This window comes from Amphibacillus sediminis NBRC 103570, assembly GCF_001552275.1.
GTDB lineage: Bacteria > Bacillota > Bacilli > Bacillales > Amphibacillaceae > Amphibacillus_B > Amphibacillus_B sediminis.
The window spans coordinates 220143-240107 of sequence record NZ_BCQW01000002.1 but is presented as its reverse complement, the minus strand read 5'-3'; the positions used below and the strand labels follow the sequence as shown (position 1 = coordinate 240107).

Here is a 19965-nt window from a genome sequence, read left to right as displayed (position 1 = left end):
ATTAGAAAAGCAAATAGTAATCAATACGATTATAGAAAGGTCGTATAAATGTGCACTACATTAAAGTAAATAACCTTGCCTTTCATTATGAAAACGAGCCAGTATTAGAAAATATTTCATTTGAAGTAAACTCAGGGGATTTTGTCATGCTTACAGGAGAAAATGGAGCTGCCAAAACGACATTGCTACGTAATATTTTGGGTTTACTTAAGCCTACTAAAGGAAGTGTCACACTCTCTTCGAAAAATCGTTGGGGAGAAAAGCTTGTTGTCGGTTATGTACCGCAACAGGTTGCTTCGTTTAATGCTGGCTTTCCAAGTACTGTACTAGAACTTGTGCAGTCTGGGCGCTATCAAAGAGGTAAATGGTTTAAGAAATTAGATAAAGAAGATAAAGAGCATGTGCGTCGTTCGCTGGAGTCAGTAGGAATGTGGGATATGCGTCATAAAAAAATTGGCGAGCTATCAGGCGGACAGAAGCAACGGATTTCGATAGCAAGAGTATTTGCGACAGATCCGGATTTGTTTGTTTTAGATGAGCCCACGACAGGAATGGATGTACACTCTCGAGAAGAATTTTATAAATTACTAAAGCACAACAGCCAAGATCATGGCAAAGGAATCTTAATGGTCACACACGATCATGAGGAGCTTCGCCACTATTCTGACAAACATATTGAGCTAGTGCGGAAGGAGGATTCGCCTTGGAGATGTTTTTCTATGGATTCATGCAAAGAGCCTTCCAAGCATCAGTCCTCATTTCATTAATGGCGCCGATGCTGGGGCTTTTCTTAATTTTACGTCGACAGTCTCTAATGGCTGATACCTTATCGCACGTGTCTCTAGCTGGTGTTGCACTCGGACTTTTAATTGGGGTCGATCCAACATGGACAAATATTTTAGTAGTCATACTTATTGCGATTTTACTTGAATATTTGCGGATGATGTATCGAACCTATTCAGAAATTTCAATCGCGATTTTAATGTCTGCTGGAATGGCGTTAGCACTGGTTCTGATGGGGTTAAATCAGGGTGGAGTTACACTTAGTATTAATCAATTTTTATTTGGATCGATTGTCACGATTAGTGAGCAACAAATATGGATGTTGCTAGCTCTGACAAGTATAATTGCCTTACTGTACTTAATCTTCCGTAAGCCTATGTACATTTTGACCTTTGATGAAGAAACCGCCTTTACTGCGGGTTTACCGATCAAGACGATGTCAATTCTGTTTAATGTATTAACTGGAGTGACGATTGCCGTGATTATGCCGATAGTTGGCGCATTATTAGTATCGGCCATTTTAATTCTGCCAGCGGCCATCTCGATGCGCTTAAGCAAAAGTTTTAACGGAGTTATTTTAATAGGTATTTTTATTGCCCTAACCGGTATGATAACCGGATTAGTTGCTTCTTATGAATATGGTACACCTCCTGGTGCCTCCATTACTTTAATCTTTATTGTCATTTTCGGTGTTACAGCATTTGTTAAGAAGATGGTACAACAAATAAAGCAGGGACGACTATTTAATAAAAAAAATTGATAATTAAGCCGAATCTAACTGGATTTTACTCCGTTAAATTCGGTTTTTTTTGTATTTTGTTCTAATATTCTAATGATATCGATTCGACTTGTGTTCATAAAGGTTCATTAACAAACATTTTAAGCACAATACGTCTTAACTTAGTAAGCGGTTTTGTTTTTTTACTTAATTTGCTAAAATATAAGACAATAATCCATTAATTAGGATTGTGTATTTGCCTTTAATGGGGAAAAGGGTGAATCTATGAATAAGAAAGGTTATATTTCTTTTAAATGGGCGATGATTTATTGTTACATTGGGGCAGGGGCCCAGACGCTTGGACACATTCTTTATCAGAAAGAGGTAAAATTTACCATTGCTTTTTTTGGTGCATCACTTATTATTGCCCCTTTATCTTACTATCTAGTAAAAAGAGATTTTAACGAGATAATGGTTACGAAATTTGTATGTTTGGTTGTCCCTTTGTACTTTATCCTATTCTTAATTACAGGGTTAATTATATTACCTTTTATCGCAGTGTAACTGTCTGGGGCTGCGATTACTCGCCCATCGAAGGGCTTTTGTAGGACCCCCACTTCAAGAAATTAGGGAACACGTCATGTCTAAGTGGGAGATCCAATAGCCAGTAACCCCGATTGGTTCAACTAACGTTCAGTGGGGGTAAGAGGAAGCTGACTAAGTTCGCGACTTCATGTGGCAATGTCTGCACGAGCACATCCTATGCGTCGAAACCTCCACTAAACGAAGTTTCATGTTAACAGAATGCGTTCTATGCTCCTCAAGTGAGCGGCAATTGTTCTACTTTCTAATTATAGAATTATTCAATACTTATAGCGATTTAGGTCGATTGAAATGCTGGTCAAAATTTAGTTCTAAAAGTTGCCCTGCATGGACTAAGCCAGAACCAAAACCATACAAAAGCACGCGATCTCCATTCTGGACTTTTCCCGCTCGGATGCCAAGATCAAGAGCTAAGGGAATCGTTGCTGCAGAAGTATTACCATAGTTAACCAAACTGTATAGAGTTTTTCCTATAGGGTATGCTAACTTTTCGCAAATGGGTTCGATCAATCTTAAGTTAGCACTATGAGGGATAAACCAATCGACTTGATCTAAATCCATGTTTGTTTTTTGTAATAGCTGCTGTATACTGTCAGGCACATTTCTTACAACCCATCGAAAGACTTCCCTACCATTTTGCACGAGGTATTCTGTGTCGATTAACTCAATGCCATTTACTTTGTTTGCTAGTCCAGGACGATAAACATGCTGAGCTCCACTTCCGTCACTGCCTAGATGAAAGCCAATAAAGCTTTCTGATTGCTGATCTCTTTCAACTAATACTGCACCTGCACCATCACCAAACAAAATACAGGTACTTCTATCTGTATAATCCGTGATTTTGGAAAGTGTGTCTGCACCAATAACAAGTACTTTTTTATGTAGTCCAGACGAAATTAGACTATGGGCTGTATGTAATCCATAGACAAATCCAGCGCATGCTGCACTTAAATCGATCGCACCAGTTTGGGATATATTTAATGAATGTTGGACAATACTTGAGACAGATGGAAATGGGAAATCAGGTGTACTTGTTGCAACAATGAGCATGTCGACATCTTCGACTTCCTTTTGATATCTGTGCATTAAATCTTTTACGGCAGCTATGCATAAGTCACTGGTAAATTCATCTGAATGCGCTATTCTGCGTTCTTGAATGCCTGTCCTTTGAACAATCCATTCATCACTTGTGTCGACGATATTCTCAAGCTCACGATTTGTCAGTTTTTTTTCAGGTACATATGTCCCGATAGCTGTTATCCTTGCTCTAATCATAGCTTCCACCTCGCAAATTGTCATCTGGTATTAGTAGTTGGTATTAATTATAGCGATTATAGCTTTAATCGTCAATGTGGAAAGGCAATTGATTTGGATAAAAGTAAAGAAGCGTGTACAATCAGATTATTAAATAGTGTTAAAAAAATATTCAACTTTATTCAGCAATAGTCTCGCACTAAGTGGAGAGATGAATGCCTATTTGTATTTCATCCAGTAGGAGTTGAAATCCCCACTGACGAAGTTTCACTTTATTACTACAATGAGTTGGTTTTAAACATAAGCAAACAAATGCCCTTTCTCTAATAGCTTTCCATGATGATGGTTGATTTAAACCAAAAAAGGGAGACGTGTTATGACGATAATAAATAAATTAAAACTTGATCAGTATTCAAATATGGTTGTCATTAATCAGCCGAGTGATTATGCTATATTTACAAAACAAGCAACAACATTCCGTCGAGACCATGATGCTATTTTTATTTTTGTCGAAACCGTTAAGGAAATGGTTTCGTATACGCATTACATCATGGACCATCAACTATTACTTGATAATGGCTATTTATATTTTGCTTACCCTAAAAAAGGCAACAAACGCTATAACACATTCATTCACAGAGACGAAATTTTTCCAGCTATGCAAGTAGGGGAGGATGGCTATATAGCCAATAGTGATCTTAAGTTCTCGCGGATGGTTAGTATGGATGAGGTTTTTACGGTTGTTGGGTTGAAGGGGGAGCCACAAAAAGCTAAAAAGTCAATGACAGCGAGTCAGCGAGTTGCGGATTATGAAAATCATGTTAAAGAGATTGAAGCATACCTATCCGATCATCCCGATCTGCTTAATTTTTATCAGAACTTGACACCCGGTTATCAAAAGGACTGGGCTCGATATATCTTTTCTGCCAAGCAACAAAAGACAAGGGAAAAGCGCTCTCAGCAAATGCTTGATATTTTGGCACAAGGATATAAATCAATCGACTTATACCGTCAAAAGAAGCATTAATTAAGGAGGTGAGTTCTGCCAATGTACGAGTTAAAAACAAAAGAAACGGATAGTAGTGTTATGGCGTTTATTGAAAGTGTAGACCATCCGCGAAAACGGGAAGATGCTTATCAATTATTAGATATCTTTACAGAGACAACAGGTTATCAGGCAAAAATGTGGGGACCTAGTATTATTGGTTTTGGCAAATATCATTATAAATATAAAACAGGACATGAAGGCGATGCCCCATTAGTTGGCTTTTCACCTCGAAAAGCAAAAATCAGTCTATATTTTGCGACAGGTGACACAGAACGAGAGCAATTACTAAAGGACTTTGGCAAACATACAACAGGAAAGGCCTGTGTCTATATTAATAAAGTAGCTGATATTAATATTGATGTCCTAAAGGCGTTAATCAAGCAATCGATCGTATTTTTACAAGAAACTTATCCGAATAATTGATCGATATGGTTTGGTTACGCTGTAACACGAGGCTGGCTTCTTTGCTCGTCCAACCTAGGTAAATTCCTTTTTGGTTGCTGTGTAGATCAATAAACATGTTTTATTTTTTGGGGCTTTAGTGGAAGACCAGATGGATTGATTTTTCTGTAGTTAGTGAAGAAGGAGGAGATAACCTATGAAAATGCTTATGGATAAGTTGTAACGTTTTTCAAGGAAAGAGCCTAGTTTCATTCAGATTCGTGGATCGCCCTCCTTTAACAAAAAACATCAAAATAAATAAATGGAGGTCGCTAACCATTGAGAAGTGAACAGACGATGATGCAATTGATTTTGGACTATGCAAGAAGTGATGAGCGCGTTCGTGCGGTTGGGATGAACGGCTCTAGGACTAATCCGAATGTGCCAAAGGATATGTTTCAGGATTACGATATTGTGTTTCTCGTTACGGACATGGATGCGCTTATTGAAGATAAAAGTTGGATTGACTATTTTGGTAGTCGTATTATCATGCAAACACCAGAGGTATCGAAGTTATTTCCACCTGAGTTAGATGGGAATTTCTCTTATTTGATGTTGTTTACCGATGGAAATCGAATTGACCTTACCCTTTGTCCGATCGAAAAAAGAACGAATTGGCATAGAGGTGACAAGCTTTCCATTGTCTTATTAGATAAAGATCAGATGCTTGAGGAGTTACCTGCACCAACCGATCAAGATTACTGGGTGAAGTGTCCATCTGCTGATGTTTATGCAGATTGTTGTAACGAGTTTTGGTGGGTTTCAACTTATGTAGCTAAAGGTTTGTGGCGACAAGAAATAACTTATGCTATGGATCATCTGAACATACATGTCAGACCGATGCTGATTAAGATGTTGGAGTGGAAGGTAGGGTTAGACACTGACTTTTCGCTTAGTACAGGGAAAAATGGAAAATATTTAGAAAAATACCTACCGGAACAAACATGGTTAGCCTTAATGGCTACTTATCCTAAGGCATCCTATGACGCAGTCTGGTCTGCTTTGTTCTTGACGCTGGATCTATTTCGTTGTACATCAAGAGAAGTTGCGGAACGATTAAAATATTCGTATCCGCTTACTGAAGATCAAAATGTAACGGCATACCTGGAGCGGATTAAACAGCTAAAACCGGACGCCAGCAAAATGTAGCAAGCAAATTAAAAGGGGAATAAAAGACTGAATTCGATAACGAATTCAGTCTTTTTGCTGACGCAAAAATAACATCACTCCTTAATCTACATTTAAATATGCCTAATTCTATTTTATCGTTTGCTTCATCCGTTAAGCCAGCTGCTGAGCTCTAACTATACAATTTTGATCCCTCATCTGATCGTTTCAAATCATTCATTATTTAACACTAGGTAATGTGAATAAGATTGCGTTATATAACGAAAAATAAACAGTGTTTTAAATGATATAATTGAGAAGGTGAATGTTGAAGTCAGTGTGTTTTTATTATTTTTATCGCAGTGTAACTGTCTGGGGCTGCGATTACCCGCCCCATCGAAGAGCTTTTGTAAGCCTCCCACCACAAGAAATAAGGTAATACGCCATGTCTAAGTGGGAGATCCTACAGCCAGTTACTAACGTTCGGTGGGGGAGAGAGGAAGCTGACTAAGTTCGCGACGTCGTGTCGCAACGTCTGCACGAGCACATCTTATGCGTCGAAACCCCCAATGAACGAAGTTTCACTTTTTTTACCGTTTAAAACATACGTATGCATTAATCGTTGGCAGTGGCACATTTCTTTTTAGTTAATGACGCTAGAGGATAATTTTTACGGAAATAATTCAAGCTACCATTTGCCAAAATAAGATTGATCATTTTAATGAGAGGAAAAGGAATATGAATATCAAGTTATATGTCCTTACATTATGGTCAATAATTGACCCTATCTATTATTTATGTACACGCTTAACTTATATTGATGACCGAAAGGAGCTCGAGCGTAATGTTTTTAGGGTTCGCTTAACAGGATACAAAGGAACAACAACAACCCTATCTGATGGCACCGTCATCGAAAAAAACGACATTCTCATAAAAATTCATCTTCATAATGTTCAATTAATAAATAATGTAAAGCATGTAAAAAGTGATGTGAGAAAGGCTTTAATCGTTCATCGAAGTGTTGAAAAATCGTTACCACAGCTGGCTGAATTTTTGAAAAAGCATGCTAAATTCACGGAGATAAAAGGAGTTATCGGCATAACCATGCTAAATAGGGGAAGTGCTAAATTGGGCTTTGACGCGGTTGAAATTAAAAATCCATTGTATAAATATTTTAAATGTGTCGCATTACTGCCGATTCATTGGTTATCTGTAAGTTCGCTATCATTGCAAAATTTTAAAAAACATACTCCATGCTATCTATTCATGTCCAAGCAAACCTTACTAAAAAACTATGCTCAGACTGGAACAAACGAATATTCATAAAAGCTGACCAATGTGGATAAGTCATAAGAAAAGACGTCGACGTGACTATGTTAAGGGTGCCTGCGCCGACGTTTCTTTGAAGACTAAACCGTCTAAATTTAAACTTTATAAGAAAACGAAAGTTTCCTAGGACTTAGTGATAAGCAAGTTCTGCTAATGCTAACATGCATATTTTTAGCTAAACTCATTCATAATAAGACGAGCTTTAGTTAGACTAAATAGCAGCAATTAAATGGTTATTTTTCTTAGTGATGGCTAATTGATGAATGGTTATTTCTGGTTTACTGCCAACTCTGATATTTATACCGGTTTGACCTAATCCTTCGCTTATATAAAAGGGACGTCCTTCTTGGGTATGAAGGCCTTTAATCATATTCATGCGTACGAGCTTACCCATTTTTACCAGATGGTAGGCTTTCGGATAGCAAATTTGACCACCATGAAAATGACCTGCTAATAAATAATCAAACGGGTATTTTTTCATATCAAGCACAATATTTGGGTCATGCGTTAGCACTAAATTCATTCCTGGTCTAATTGCCTTATATGAGCTTGATAAGTCACTACGTTTTGTACTGAAATCGTCAACACCAATAATATTTAATCTTTGATTCTGCAAATAGATCGATTCATGACTATTTTGCATAACGTGACAGTTATACTGTTTCAATGTATCAATTAAGGTTTGTAAATTTGCTCCCTTTAATACATAGTCATGATTACCTAACACACAATAGATTCCATATTTAGGATTAAGCTTATTTAATACCTCTAAGTATGGAATAAGTTTAGGAATCGTTCGCTTTCGATCAAGAAAGTCACCTGTGATTGCGATCAAATCAATCGCTTCTTTTTTTAACCTTTCGTAGAGTCTTTCAGCTGAGATTGATATATTCTCTAGATGTAAGTCTGAAAGATGAAGGATGTTTATCATTGCCCCATCCTCTGCGTTAGCCTTAGGATTTATTTTTACTTTTTTCAAGACAATATTTTGTGTATTGCGGTAGGCTTTGAAAATAAGAATAGCCAGTATAATCAATATATTAACGAATAATAATTTATTCAAAATAATCACTCCTCTATTTACTCATTATACAGAATAGAGGAGCTCATGACCTCGGTAATTCATGGGTGATCTACCAATATTGTTTTTTAATCCTACATAGAAGAGGTGCAAGAAAAAATGGGCGAAAAAAAGGTTTTATTTCTTCCTTTTTTAAGAATTCCTTCTGGTCATCATCAGGTTGCAAATGCATTAATAGAGGAACTTCAATTAAATGTACCGGATATAGAATGTCAAAAGGCGGAAATTCTTTCTTATAGCTATGGCAAAGCCGAAGCAATTATTTCTGGTGCTTATCTTAAATGGATTCACCTATTACCACATTCATATAACTGGTTATATCAACAAAGTGTTTATAAAAATATTGAACAGGAAAAAGAATTTAAACTGTATAAATGGCTTTTTTTAGCTAAGATGAAGCGCTTATTAAAAGAATATCAACCAGATGGTATAGTATGTACGCATGCTCTTCCCTCGTACATGTTAAATGTTTTAAAAGAAAATGATACGATTCAAATCCCTGTCATTAATGTTTATACAGACTTTTTTATTCATCAGTTTTGGGGAACGACGCATATTGACTTTCATTTTGTTTCATGCCCAGCTATGAAGGAACTATTGATGCATAAAGGTATACCAGAACACCGAATTTTGTTTACAGGTATTCCTATTCATCATGAGATTAAGACTGAACCCATTCCACTGATAAAGCAAAGAACGCAGTCATTATCAATATTGGTAACGGGAGGAAACTTAGGGGTTGGCGCAATGGAGCAATTAATTAGCAGTCTCAAGCCAAGCGGAAGAATTAACTATTTTGTATTATGTGGAAAGAACATTCAGCTCTATCAAAAACTTCGGACGTTGAATCATCGATATATCATCCCGTTAGACTACGTTAGTTGTAGAAAAAAAATGAACCAGCTTTATGATTTGGTTGACGGTATTCTAACAAAACCTGGTGGTGTTACCATAAGTGAAGCACTGAGAAAAAGAAAACCGATCTTTATTTTTCATGCTCTTCCGGGGCAAGAGATGATTAACCTTGATCAATTACAGCAATTAGGTGTTGTCAATTATTTAAACGACTGGGGCGAGACAGAGAGTCAGCTAATTTCCTTCTTTGAAAGTGAAGAACAATTAAGAAAAGTAGCCATTAACCTCGAGAATTATCATAATCTGTTAACTGATATGAGCCTAACAAAGCTTATCGACCAGATTTTGTAATAGTCTAGCTGGTAATGATTAATTAATAATCACTGGCATTAAGCTGCTACACCTTGAGCAATAGGTTATGTTTAGGAGCATACCGCTGTGCCAAGCTAACAGACGTTTAGTTTGATAATAATCATATAAGCTCCATTAAAAATTAAATCATTTCATTAAGCGCTTTTGCAAAAGATGTTATGATACAGTATAAGTATACGTTGGTAACTGACACAAAGAGTAAATGAGTAGGCAAACGATTAGGATTTTTGTACAAGTTATCTAGCGCTTGATAAATGGAAGGAGCCATGCATTTGCAACATATATTATTAATTATTGATGCCCAGCAGGAGTTAATTGAAGGAAATCAGCAAGAAGGGCCTGTTTATCGCAAAGAGCAATTGCTTTTTACTATTAATTCAGTCATTCAGAAAGCTGAGTTACTAAAAGTACCTGTGGTCTTTGTTAGAGATTTAGATGTGGCACAGGGTCACGGTCACGGTTTTCAAATTCATCCGAGTATTCATATTCCTGGCAATGCGGAGTTTTTTGATAAAGCTGCGACGAATAGTTTTTACGGCACAGGATTGCTGGAGTATCTACAAGTTAAACAGATTGATCACTTAGTAATAATGGGCTGTATAACAGAACATTGTATAGATAGTGCGGTTAGAACTGCTACCATTAGTGGCTTTGACGTTACATTAGTTCGTGAGGGTCATTCAACCACAGACAATGAAACGTTAAGTGCAGATCAGATTATTAGGCACCATAACCAAACCCTGCATGGTCATTATAATGTCGACCATTTTGCATTGGTTAGAGCAGCAGTGGAAGATTTGTTTAACCCGACTCACGATACTTATCGATAAAAAGCTGAACCTGACTAAGCACAGTAAGGTAAGGAAACCTATATAATGGTTCCAACCGTTAATACTTGATGGCTGGAACCATTTTTTTAGTGTGTTGCCCTATAGATGATAGTTTTGTGGCGATGTATTTCATTATTCACCACTTTATCAATTCAGCCTGAGTTTGAAAAAGCAAGGGATTCAGCTGGATTCATCAGCAAAAGGTTAATTCTACATGATCAGGAGAGAAAATGATTACCTAAAGCAAGAGTAAAACACGAATATTCATATTAGAGTCAAATGTTTAGTCTTATCCTAGCCACGTCTGCACGAGCACATCCTATGCGTCGAAGCCCCCATTGAACGAAGTTTCACGCTATAAAGCAATAGTATTTGTAATCAATACATCGTAAATCAAAAAGGTGCGCGTGCTGAGCAACTTATTTTGTTCAGCTTTAACTTTTCATGTTCTAACCGTTCTCCAACGCAATTGTATTAGCATAGCTCTTTAGTTTTCCCACCTCACTTCACTCTGTCATAGAATCCTATTACTATATTAATTGACCAGCTTATAGATGTCTTTGCGAGCTGCTTTCTCATATTTTCCGAATGAATCTTACACAACACTCTCCTTTGTGACTCTCTCATTTGAAATGCTGTCGTTGGTCGCTATGCATTCTCCTCCCTCGTCTCTTAACGATTTAACAGAGAGCTCAGTTTAGTCTTAAGTGGTTAACCTCATTCAACAGACTCACTTTAACTTGTTCCTTCATCGGTTTACAAAAGATTAACCTCTACTTTATTTATCTACAATATTACGTCTTTATAATCAGAAGTGAGGGAAAACCTTCATAATTAAAAAATGATGGAAAAAATTCATCAACAAAGGGGAATAAGGGGATGGTACGACATTGATTTCTTATATTTGGTTTGACTTAGGTTATACATTAGTTAACTTGAACAGAGAAGAAGTCTATCAACAAAAACTCCACAAGCTAGGTATTGTTAAATCATTTGACGAGATTGCGCTTGCCTATCATTTAACGGACAAATACTTTATGCGTGAGTTTCCGGGCTTGCTTGGTAAAGATCGTTCTTTATTCGCAGATCAATATTTTAACAGATTAAATAACAATCTGAATCTGTCACTCACCAAAAGTGATTGGGCAAGTCATCATGATGATGTCAAACCACAATGGCATGCTTTTGAAAAAACCATTCCTACTTTAAAAGCCCTTAAAGAAAAGGGACTAGGTGTTGGGCTGATTTCTAACTGGGATCAAACGGCAAGAACGGTATTAGATCAAAATCACATTTCAGGTTATCTCGATCATATCGTCATTTCTTCAGAGGTTAAGATTGAAAAGCCAGATGAGCGAATCTTTCTTCATGCTCTTGAGCAAGCAAGGGTAAAGGCTGAGGAATGTCTCTATGTTGGTGATAATTATTATGACGATGTAGTTGGTAGTAAAAAAGTTGGAATGGCAAGTATTCTCATTAACCCTTACCAGCGAGTTGGGATCGAAGAATTGAGTGAACAAGTTCCTATTATTGCTAACATCAGTGAGTTGCTTCCTACTTTAATGGGAATGGACAAACAATTAGGTGATTCAAGATGGCATACATTAACAAACGGATAAAGGAAAGATTTGCTGATTTAAGCAGCTCGCAAAAGAAAGTTGCTCATTACTTATTAGAGAATATGGAAGAGGTGATGCTCGTCTCAGCTAATCAAATTGCTTTACAGGCAGGTGTGAGTGAAGCAACTGTCCATCGCTTAGCACGTGAGCTAGGCTATGATAGCTATCGGACTATGAAACAGGCGATTCACGAGTTTATCAAAAAGGATTATCGCTCAGTAAGAAACCTTGTATCAACAACGACATTAAAACGAGATCAATGGCTCGAGCAACACTTTGTCCAAGAAGCAGAAAATATCCTTCATACAAGCAAAGGGATTAGTGAATCAGAAATAAATATTGCTGCACAAGCACTTTTAAGGGCACCGAATATTTGGATTGCTGGCTGGAGAATGGCTTTGTCTGTTACGACCTACTTACAATTTATTCTCAAATACATGCTAGGAAATAGTAGCTTGATTCCTCAAGGGGAAACGGCAGAATATGCAGCTTATTTTAAGGAAGAGGATGTGGTATTTGTCTGTTCTTTTCCCCGATACGATCAAAAGGTGCTACAGATTGCTAAGGTTGCTCAAGACAGGGGTGCATATGTCATTGGATTATCGGATTCAACGGTCGCCCCGATTAAGGCTTATACAAATTTATGTTTGCTCGCTAAATGTAAATCAAAGAGCTTTCTAGATTCCTATACGGCGGCTGTTTCGGTGATAAATGCGATTGTTAGTGCTATTTCTTATTTAGATGAGACTCGAGTACAATCAAATATTCAGCAAGTTGAAGAAAACTTTGTTACATTTCAACAGAAATACGATTGGAAATGTTAATTCACTAATTTGAACCTAGAAGGGGTGTAAACATCATGAAAAGATTTAAATTTATCTTTAGTGTGTTGTTGGTTTCAATTATATTAGTTGCTTGTGGAAGTAGCACAGACGAAGAAGGTTCAGCTAATGAAAATAGTAATCTAGATTCTACAGAACAAAAAGAAGAGTCAAATACGGTGAATATAGAAAAGACAGAATTAAATATGGCCTTGTCAGTTGATCCAGACGGTTTAGATCCACATCGGACCACAGCCGCTTCTACATTCCAGATTACAAGCAATATCTTTGATACATTAGTGACAGTTACACCAGATGGGGAAATTGACAAAGACCTAGCAGAGTCATGGGCTATTTCTGATGATGGACTTACGATTACTTTTGAATTAAGAGAAGGCGTCGTCTTTCATAACGGACGGGAAATGACAGCAGATGATGTTAAATATTCATTTGAAAGATTAAAAGATGAAGAAAGTCCTCGATCTGGCGACTATGCCAATATTGCTGAGATCAACGTGATTGATCATAAGACAATTGAATTTGTAACAGATTCATTAAATGTTGAGCTATTGTCTAACTTTGCCTATCCATGGGCAGCTATTGTTCCTGAAGAAGCTGCTGAGGATTTACGAAATCACCCAATTGGGACGGGACCATTCAAATTCGAGGAATGGGTTCCGCAACAACAGCTTGTCTTAACCAAACATACAGAACACTATGATCCAGCAAGCTTAGAAACCGTTAATTTCAAAATGATGCCAGACGTAACATCGCAAGTGTCTGCGCTTCAAGCAGGCGAGCTTGATATTATTGCTGTTAATGGTGATCTAGTTGGGCAATTTGAAGGTAATCCTGACTATACCATATTAGAAAATCGTTCGAATTCGATTCAACTTATGGCTATTAATACCGAGCATGAAGCATTAGCAGATCAAAGAGTAAGACAAGCGATTAATTTAGCGGTTGATAAGCAAGCGTTAATTGATACCGTTTGGTGGGGTTATGGTGAAGAGATTGGTTCTCATTACCCAACGATGCTAAAAGAATATATTGATACGAATAGTGTTCTATCTTATAACACTGACCAAGCAAAAGCCTTACTTGAGGAAGCGGGTTATCGTGATGGGCTAGAGTTGGATATGTATTTACCTGCCTCTTATCCAGCTTATGTTGATGCTGGACAAATTATTGCCAATGAGCTTGATGCGATTGGAATTAAGGTAAACATAGAAATTGTGGAATGGGCGACATGGTTGAGCGACGTCTACACAGATCGACAATATGATTTAACGGTTGTTGGTCATACAGGAAGGCTAGACCCTTATGATCTTTTAGCTAGATATCATTCAGAGAATGGGGAAAATTATTTCAATTATTCTAATCAGCGAGTAGATGAAATATTGACCCTTGTGCAAGAAGAGCAGGACGATGCGAAAAGACTTGATTTATATCAAGAGTTACAAAAGATCTTAGCTGAGGACGTACCTGCACTGTACATTCAGTCACCGATTACTTTAACCGTTACAGCAAGTGATGTAGCTGGGTATACTTCATATCCAATTGATATTTATCAAATGAAAGATGTTTATTTTACTAATCCGTAAAAGAGGAATACTATGTTAAGTTTTATTATAAAACGACTAATTAGTGGCTTGACGGTCTTGTTCTTCATTTCAATCATAACCTTCTTTGTTTTAAGGTGGATGCCTGGTGATCCCGCAACGCTAAGCCTCGGCACAGAAGGTACACCAGAAAAGATCGCTGAATTACAAGAAGTGATGGGACTAAACTTACCTTGGTATCAGCAATACTATCATTGGATACAAGACCTATTTTCCGGTGATTGGGGAAGTTCCTATGTCTTCGGTGAAGACGTGATGACCTTAATCATTCAAAGGCTTCCTGTCACCTTGCTTTTGGCTGCTGTGTCGATGGTTATCGTCATACCATTTGCTTTTATCATCGGTATTATGTCTGCTTTATTTAAAGAACGTTGGGTTGATTATATTGCGCGTAGTTTGATGCAGTTGGGCGATGCTGTTCCTCAATTCTGGTTGGCACTGATTTTTTTAGTTTTTTTTGCATCGAAGTTAGGATGGTTTCCGGTTGCGGGATATGTCGGCTTTGATGATGGGATATTAGCGAGCATTCATAGTGTGTTATTGCCAGCTATAGTATTAGCTATTGGACAAGTCGGCCCACTTATTCGAATTATTCGTAGTTCAATGCTAAGTTCGTTAGAACAAGATTACATGCTAATGACACAAGTCAATGGGCTGCCTAAAACCCTAGCGATTGTTAAATACGCGTTAAGAGGTGCAAGCATTGCACCTCTAACCATTATTGGCATGCAGCTTGCCAATATGTTAGCTGGAGCTATTCTTGTGGAGAATATTTTCGCCCTACCTGGAATTGGCCGCTTACTATTAATGACAGTTGAGCAACGTGATTTGATTCTTCTGCAAGGGATGGTCATTTTTGTTACAAGTGCCGTTGTGCTCGTCAATATTCTTACAGACATATGCTACCGCCTTGCCAATCCAATGATACGTTTTGGAGGTAATCATGAGTAAATTAAGACAGCATAAATTATTCTCTCTAGGTCTTTTCTTAGTGCTCGTTGTCATTAGTCTTTGTATCGTCTCTTTCTTTTATTTGCCTCAAGACCCAAATGTGATGAATACGATTAATCGATTTCAAAGCCCTAGTAAAGAATTTCTACTAGGAACTGATCAGTTTGGTAGAGATATTCTTAGTCGAATTATGATTTCATCTAGATATGCCTTATTTATTGGGTTAGTTTCAGTTTTTTTGGGTGCAGTCGTTGGAATCGTGATTGGGGCGTTAGCTGCAACCGCCAATGGTTGGCTTGAAACGATTTTAATGCGGTTTATCGATGGTTTGATGGCATTTCCTGGTATTCTACTTGCTATGATGTTAGTGGCTGTTTTAGGAAAGGGCTTATGGAATGCGGTCATTGCTATTGCCATCTTCATGATTCCGGTATTTTCTAGATTAACGTATTCCCTTGTGCTGGATCAAAAAAATCAATTATATGTTAAAGCGGCCAGGAGCTATGGGGCGAGTAAGTGTCGTATTATATTCAAACATATCTTACCGATGATTTTACCAAGATTAATTACGCAATTTAGTGCAAGCATTGGAAGTGCGATATTGATCGAGTCATCCTTATCGTTTCTTGGTCTAGGAGTTCAACCTCCTAACGCTAGTTGGGGACTTATGTTAAGTGAATCGAGGCAGTATATGCTTACCTATGCCTATCTTGCTGTTCCACCAGGTATCATACTAATGATTACTGTACTTGGTTTTAATCTAATTGGTGACGCCTGGAATGATTCTATCGTATCAAGGAGGATGGCTGAATGATGGAGAAGCTACTCCAATTAGAGAAGGTTAGTATTGATGACGGATTAGGCCGTGCTTTAATTAAGAATGCTTCACTAACGATCTTTCAGGGTGAATTTATTGGTATCGTTGGAGAATCAGGTTCTGGAAAAACGTTAACCGTTAAGTCTGCCCTTGATTTATTACCAGATCATTTAGTGATAACGTCAGGAGTAAGACAGTTATTAGGTAAGGAATTAAACGGGTTATCTTCAAAGGATAAGAGGAGGCTAATTGGAGCAGGAATCGGTTTTGTTCCACAAAATACGGTGGTATTTTTGCATCCGATGATCAAAATCAAATACCAAATGATCGATGCTTATCTCTACCATATTGACAATGATAAAAAGCAAGCCTTAAAAAAAGCAAGCGATTTATTAGAGAAGGTAGGGATAAAGGAACCCAAACGTGTTTTAAATGCATATCCCAAACAGTTGAGCGGAGGCATGCAGCAAAGAGTGAATATTGCGATGGCCTTAATGACTGATCCGAAGCTTATTGTAGCAGATGAGCCGACGACAGCGTTAGATACGGTTGTTCAAAGGCAAGTCATGGAGTTATTTAATCAGCTTAACCAAAGTGAGGGTGTCTCAATTTTATTTATTTCACATGATTTGAAAATCGTGAAGCAATTTTGCCAACGTATGTATGTGATGTATCAAGGAGAGATCGTCGAGTCTGGAGAGACCCATGAGATCTTTACAAACCCGAAGCATAGTTATACCCAAAAGTTATTAAGTCTAATTCCAACCCTAACTAACTTATCGATGGACAAATTTGGCTAAAGGTGATGAATATGGAGACGATTATTGAAGCTGAAGAGCTTGTTAAAGAATATAAAATAAAGAAACAACAGCTTTTTAATAAGCAAGCCTACTTTCAGGCGGTCGATCATGTTTCTTTGCAGGTGCGAGTAGGCCAAACTGTAGGAGTGGTTGGAGAATCAGGGTCAGGAAAGTCTACCTTGTCAGAATTGATCGGTGGTTTGCAGCAACCAACTAACGGTTCAATCAAGTATTTAGGTAAAGATATTAGTAGCTTTACTTCAACTGAATATAGACACTTTCGGCAAAACATACAATTTATCTTTCAAAGTCCTAAAGATTCACTGCATCCGTTTTACACAATTAAAGAGAATTTAATGGAGCCTTTAGGAATCTTTAAAAAACATCAGCCTGAGCGTATCTTATTACAAGAAATTCACGATATGCTTGACCAAGTCTACTTAGATGAAAGTATATTAAACAAGCACGCTTCAGAAATAAGTGGTGGTCAGGCTCAGCGTGTTGCCATTGCAAGAGCTTTAATACTTAAACCTAAACTAATTATTGCTGATGAGTGTGTTTCTGCACTCGATGTTTCCGTGCAGGCTCAAATTATACAGTTGTTAAAGGAATTACAACAAAAACATCAAATGAGTTATTTATTTATATCCCATGACATTAGTGCTGTAAATGAGGTCGCAGATTATGTTATGGTCATGAAAAACGGACAAGTACTGGAACAGGGGATGACGGAACAAGTATTGTTTCAACCGAAACATGATTATACGAAGACGTTAATTTCCAGTTCTTATCTATTAGAGAGAGAAGGATAAAAAATGCATTGTAGAATAATCGGAATGTGGGGTGGCTTTCCTAAAAAGAATGCTGCTTGCACAGGCTTTTTAATACAAGAGAACGATTTTTCATTGTTGCTTGACTGTGGCAGTGGGGTTGTCCCACTAATGCAAAATTATATTGATCTTAATCAACTTCATCACGTACTTTTATCCCATTATCATTATGATCACTTTAGTGATCTTGGTGTGCTGTTATTTTCTAGATTAGTTAATACACAATTAAAAAGAACGAATCAAGTTTTGCAAATATATGGACCAGACGACGAGCTTATTAGAAGTCGAGTAGAAGAAGTGTCCTTTTCTGCTTTTAAAGCCTATACTGAGGACAGTAAATTGACGATTGGACCGTTTCAGATTACCTTCAAAAAGAATCAACACCCGGTTGAAGCGTATGCGATAAAGATTGAATCATCGGATAAGCGGTTAGTTTTCACGTCAGATACCAGCTTTACAGAAGAGTTGATCGATTTTTGTCAAGGTGTTGATCTGCTCGTTACGGAATGTAGCCTGTATGATGGGATGAATGGCGCCCAGGCTGGACATATGAACGCAAAAGAAGCAGGTATCTTAGCCCATCGCTCTCAGGCAAAAAAAGTTATTTTGAGTCACCTTCCCCACTACGGTGAGTTGAACGAGTTATTAGTTACTGCCAAACAAGAAGGTAATAAAAACATTCGTTTAGCAGAAGCTGGTCTGATGATTGAAGTTTGAGTAAGGATATCAGCTTACCAAAAGCCTTTCTGCTTTTGTCAAAAATTTTGAAGCACGCTTTGAAAGTTAGTTCTTTAAGGCTAACTTTTAAGGGTGCTTTTATGTGTTTTGATTGAAGGTTATCTACTCTCCTAGTTGTATTTTGTTCTTGTGCTAATTAGTGGTAATAAGGCTATCCTGCGAAACGGTTTCCAAGGCTAATCCAAGATAAAATCAGTAGTATAGCTTGTCCGTGTTTCGAATGATTAAAAATGGTTAAATACCTTCCATTATCTGTCTATACCGATCTTTATTTCGAACATATACCATTAGTGAGAACTTTATTAATACCATAAATTAAAAGGAGAGGGATATAGTGGATGATAAAAATGTAACAAATTCTATCGAGCAACAATCGAAAAAGGGTAAGGAGCACGCTAAAACCATTCGTGTCGATTGTGAAGGTACGTCTTATTTTGGCGGAAAAGCTTTTGTACCAATCGTATTAGCCGATGCCGAATTGCAAGCTTTAGTAGAGTCAGAAATTAAATTGCCAACAGCTGCAAGAGAGATCAAAAGTATCAAAAGGAATGTAACGGTAACACAATGCAAGGCCATTCCTTCTATTATTAGTGGAAAACCTGAGGTAAAAGTATTTATCTCTGGAGTGATCCATAAAAATATTCAATATGTCGATGATTACAAAGGTTATGTGCACGACTTTGCTGTCGATGTTCCATTTAGCTGTAATGAAAAGTTTCGCGTTTTTGAAAAACCAGATGAATATTTCAGCCAAAAATCAACCTTAACTAATGAAAGAATCTTTATCGATAAAAAAGGTCATGGTGCTAACCATCATGAATCAGGCGGGGCAACCTTTGAATTTTACAATCAACCCATTAAGTGCGAATTATTATTTAGTGTTGTCAATGATCTTGACTTGTTTAAAGAAGAAGATAAATATGGCCGCTTCCATAAGATTACTGAGAAGGCTGAGGTCGTCATATTCTTTAAACTGACTCAAAAGCAACAAACTCATTTTCGACCAGATCATAAAAAACCGCCTGTGAAGCCGAAGGATGGTCATCAGGTGTTGAATCAGCAGGTTGATCCACTCATTGAAGAGGAACAGTCTGAGCCAACTGTTCAGGAACGAATTAAATCAATTGTTCAGCGGATCGAAAAGTTTAACGGCTAACTGACACCATCGCTATTAAAATGATTTGAGACTAGAAGATGTTAATGAAGAGCATGCTATGATCACACAGGTAGAGTTACTTAATACATTCTAATTAGTATAGATGTCGTTATCGAGAAGTTATCTCTCCTCATGTCACTGTCATCCACGCTTCATCAACGGCTAACTTGAGTTAGCTTATCGAGTTAGC

At 37.5% G+C, this 19965-nt stretch carries 20 protein-coding genes; 18 read left to right on the top strand and 2 right to left on the bottom strand.

The features are described from left to right. The first annotated feature begins 50 nt into the window (after window positions 1-50). The 3 genes from ASE01S_RS03065 (at window position 51) to ASE01S_RS03055 (ending at window position 2065) form a co-directional block, all read left to right on the top strand. The gene (locus ASE01S_RS03065) at window positions 51-767 is read left to right on the top strand and encodes a metal ABC transporter ATP-binding protein (RefSeq protein ID WP_067838118.1); all 717 of its coding nucleotides are present in this window, start codon (window positions 51-53) and stop codon (window positions 765-767) included. Beyond that, window positions 704-1543 (top strand): metal ABC transporter permease, encoded by an 840-nt coding sequence (locus ASE01S_RS03060; protein WP_067838115.1) that lies wholly within the window; start codon window positions 704-706, stop codon window positions 1541-1543. The genes ASE01S_RS03065 and ASE01S_RS03060 overlap by 64 nt, the downstream gene beginning before the upstream one ends. Before the next feature lie 243 nt (window positions 1544-1786). Then, window positions 1787-2065, top strand: a complete 279-nt coding sequence (locus ASE01S_RS03055) for a hypothetical protein (RefSeq protein WP_067838112.1) — start codon at window positions 1787-1789, stop codon at window positions 2063-2065. A 306-nt stretch (window positions 2066-2371) separates the two neighbouring features. Here ASE01S_RS03055 and ASE01S_RS03050 read toward each other — a convergent pair whose 3' ends face one another. Continuing rightward, window positions 2372-3379 (bottom strand): ketoacyl-ACP synthase III, encoded by a 1008-nt coding sequence (locus ASE01S_RS03050; protein WP_083512001.1) that lies wholly within the window; start codon window positions 3377-3379, stop codon window positions 2372-2374. A gap of 355 nt (window positions 3380-3734) precedes the next feature. Here ASE01S_RS03050 and ASE01S_RS03045 point away from each other — a divergent pair, with 355 nt between their 5' ends. The 4 genes from ASE01S_RS03045 (at window position 3735) to ASE01S_RS03030 (ending at window position 7280) form a co-directional block, all read left to right on the top strand. Further along, window positions 3735-4385 carry a YdeI/OmpD-associated family protein gene (locus tag ASE01S_RS03045; protein WP_067838105.1) on the top strand — a complete coding sequence of 217 codons (651 nt, stop codon included), beginning with the start codon at window positions 3735-3737 and terminating at the stop codon, window positions 4383-4385. A 21-nt stretch (window positions 4386-4406) separates the two neighbouring features. Continuing rightward, window positions 4407-4829: a DUF1801 domain-containing protein gene (locus tag ASE01S_RS03040; protein WP_067838100.1), complete on the top strand. Its 423-nt coding sequence runs from the start codon at window positions 4407-4409 to the stop codon at window positions 4827-4829. A gap of 297 nt (window positions 4830-5126) precedes the next feature. Continuing rightward, window positions 5127-5996, top strand: coding sequence for an aminoglycoside 6-adenylyltransferase (locus ASE01S_RS03035; RefSeq protein ID WP_067838096.1), 870 nt, complete (start codon window positions 5127-5129; stop codon window positions 5994-5996). A gap of 696 nt (window positions 5997-6692) precedes the next feature. Then, the gene (locus ASE01S_RS03030) at window positions 6693-7280 is read left to right on the top strand and encodes a YkoP family protein (RefSeq protein ID WP_306303207.1); all 588 of its coding nucleotides are present in this window, start codon (window positions 6693-6695) and stop codon (window positions 7278-7280) included. A 214-nt stretch (window positions 7281-7494) separates the two neighbouring features. Here ASE01S_RS03030 and ASE01S_RS03025 read toward each other — a convergent pair whose 3' ends face one another. Then, window positions 7495-8346: a metallophosphoesterase gene (locus ASE01S_RS03025; RefSeq protein ID WP_157065132.1), complete on the bottom strand. Its 852-nt coding sequence runs from the start codon at window positions 8344-8346 to the stop codon at window positions 7495-7497. Window positions 8347-8463: 117 nt separating this feature from the next. Here ASE01S_RS03025 and ASE01S_RS03020 point away from each other — a divergent pair, with 117 nt between their 5' ends. From ASE01S_RS03020 to ASE01S_RS02970, 11 genes are all read left to right on the top strand, one after another. Then, window positions 8464-9570, top strand: a complete 1107-nt coding sequence (locus ASE01S_RS03020; protein ID WP_067838093.1) for an MGDG synthase family glycosyltransferase — start codon at window positions 8464-8466, stop codon at window positions 9568-9570. A 293-nt stretch (window positions 9571-9863) separates the two neighbouring features. Then, complete coding sequence (locus ASE01S_RS03015; RefSeq protein ID WP_157065131.1) at window positions 9864-10421, top strand: cysteine hydrolase family protein; 558 nt, start codon at window positions 9864-9866, stop codon at window positions 10419-10421. An 890-nt stretch (window positions 10422-11311) separates the two neighbouring features. After that, the gene (locus tag ASE01S_RS03010) at window positions 11312-12040 is read left to right on the top strand and encodes an HAD family hydrolase (RefSeq protein WP_067838085.1); all 729 of its coding nucleotides are present in this window, start codon (window positions 11312-11314) and stop codon (window positions 12038-12040) included. After that, a complete protein-coding gene (locus ASE01S_RS03005) occupies window positions 12016-12864 on the top strand; it encodes a MurR/RpiR family transcriptional regulator (protein ID WP_067838083.1) in 849 nt (282 codons plus the stop codon). The genes ASE01S_RS03010 and ASE01S_RS03005 overlap by 25 nt, the downstream gene beginning before the upstream one ends. A 35-nt stretch (window positions 12865-12899) precedes the next feature. Continuing rightward, on the top strand, window positions 12900-14465 hold the full coding sequence (locus ASE01S_RS03000; RefSeq protein ID WP_217995634.1) for an ABC transporter substrate-binding protein: 1566 nt from the start codon (window positions 12900-12902) through the stop codon (window positions 14463-14465). Between the two features lie 12 nt (window positions 14466-14477). Further along, window positions 14478-15434: an ABC transporter permease gene (locus ASE01S_RS02995; protein WP_067838079.1), complete on the top strand. Its 957-nt coding sequence runs from the start codon at window positions 14478-14480 to the stop codon at window positions 15432-15434. Continuing rightward, window positions 15427-16248, top strand: a complete 822-nt coding sequence (locus ASE01S_RS02990; RefSeq protein ID WP_067838076.1) for an ABC transporter permease — start codon at window positions 15427-15429, stop codon at window positions 16246-16248. Before ASE01S_RS02995 ends, ASE01S_RS02990 begins: the two co-directional genes overlap by 8 nt. Next, window positions 16245-17051, top strand: coding sequence for an ABC transporter ATP-binding protein (locus ASE01S_RS02985; RefSeq protein WP_067838073.1), 807 nt, complete (start codon window positions 16245-16247; stop codon window positions 17049-17051). The genes ASE01S_RS02990 and ASE01S_RS02985 overlap by 4 nt, the downstream gene beginning before the upstream one ends. Window positions 17052-17062: 11 nt before the next feature. After that, complete coding sequence (locus tag ASE01S_RS02980) at window positions 17063-17863, top strand: ABC transporter ATP-binding protein (protein ID WP_067838070.1); 801 nt, start codon at window positions 17063-17065, stop codon at window positions 17861-17863. Between the two features lie 3 nt (window positions 17864-17866). After that, window positions 17867-18598, top strand: a complete 732-nt coding sequence (locus ASE01S_RS02975) for an MBL fold metallo-hydrolase (RefSeq protein ID WP_067838067.1) — start codon at window positions 17867-17869, stop codon at window positions 18596-18598. Window positions 18599-18953: 355 nt separating this feature from the next. Next, a complete protein-coding gene (locus ASE01S_RS02970) occupies window positions 18954-19775 on the top strand; it encodes a CsxC family protein (RefSeq protein WP_067838064.1) in 822 nt (273 codons plus the stop codon). The last annotated feature ends 190 nt before the right edge of the window (window positions 19776-19965 follow it).

Bases quoted from the DNA above. Each gene is read 5' to 3' on its own strand.
- ASE01S_RS03030 (WP_306303207.1), top strand. From the start codon at position 6,693: ATGAATATCAAGTTATATGTCCTTACATTATGGTCAATAATTGACCCT.
- ASE01S_RS02975 (WP_067838067.1), top strand. From the start codon at position 17,867: ATGCATTGTAGAATAATCGGAATGTGGGGTGGCTTTCCTAAAAAGAAT.
- ASE01S_RS02990 (WP_067838076.1), top strand. From the start codon at position 15,427: ATGAGTAAATTAAGACAGCATAAATTATTCTCTCTAGGTCTTTTCTTA.
- ASE01S_RS02995 (WP_067838079.1), top strand. From the start codon at position 14,478: ATGTTAAGTTTTATTATAAAACGACTAATTAGTGGCTTGACGGTCTTG.
- ASE01S_RS03020 (WP_067838093.1), top strand. From the start codon at position 8,464: ATGGGCGAAAAAAAGGTTTTATTTCTTCCTTTTTTAAGAATTCCTTCT.
- ASE01S_RS02985 (WP_067838073.1), top strand. From the start codon at position 16,245: ATGATGGAGAAGCTACTCCAATTAGAGAAGGTTAGTATTGATGACGGA.
- ASE01S_RS03045 (WP_067838105.1), top strand. From the start codon at position 3,735: ATGACGATAATAAATAAATTAAAACTTGATCAGTATTCAAATATGGTT.
- ASE01S_RS03000 (WP_217995634.1), top strand. From the start codon at position 12,900: ATGAAAAGATTTAAATTTATCTTTAGTGTGTTGTTGGTTTCAATTATA.
- ASE01S_RS03055 (WP_067838112.1), top strand. From the start codon at position 1,787: ATGAATAAGAAAGGTTATATTTCTTTTAAATGGGCGATGATTTATTGT.
- ASE01S_RS02980 (WP_067838070.1), top strand. From the start codon at position 17,063: ATGGAGACGATTATTGAAGCTGAAGAGCTTGTTAAAGAATATAAAATA.
- ASE01S_RS03005 (WP_067838083.1), top strand. From the start codon at position 12,016: ATGGCATACATTAACAAACGGATAAAGGAAAGATTTGCTGATTTAAGC.
- ASE01S_RS03040 (WP_067838100.1), top strand. From the start codon at position 4,407: ATGTACGAGTTAAAAACAAAAGAAACGGATAGTAGTGTTATGGCGTTT.
- ASE01S_RS03050 (WP_083512001.1), bottom strand. From the start codon at position 3,379: ATGATTAGAGCAAGGATAACAGCTATCGGGACATATGTACCTGAAAAA.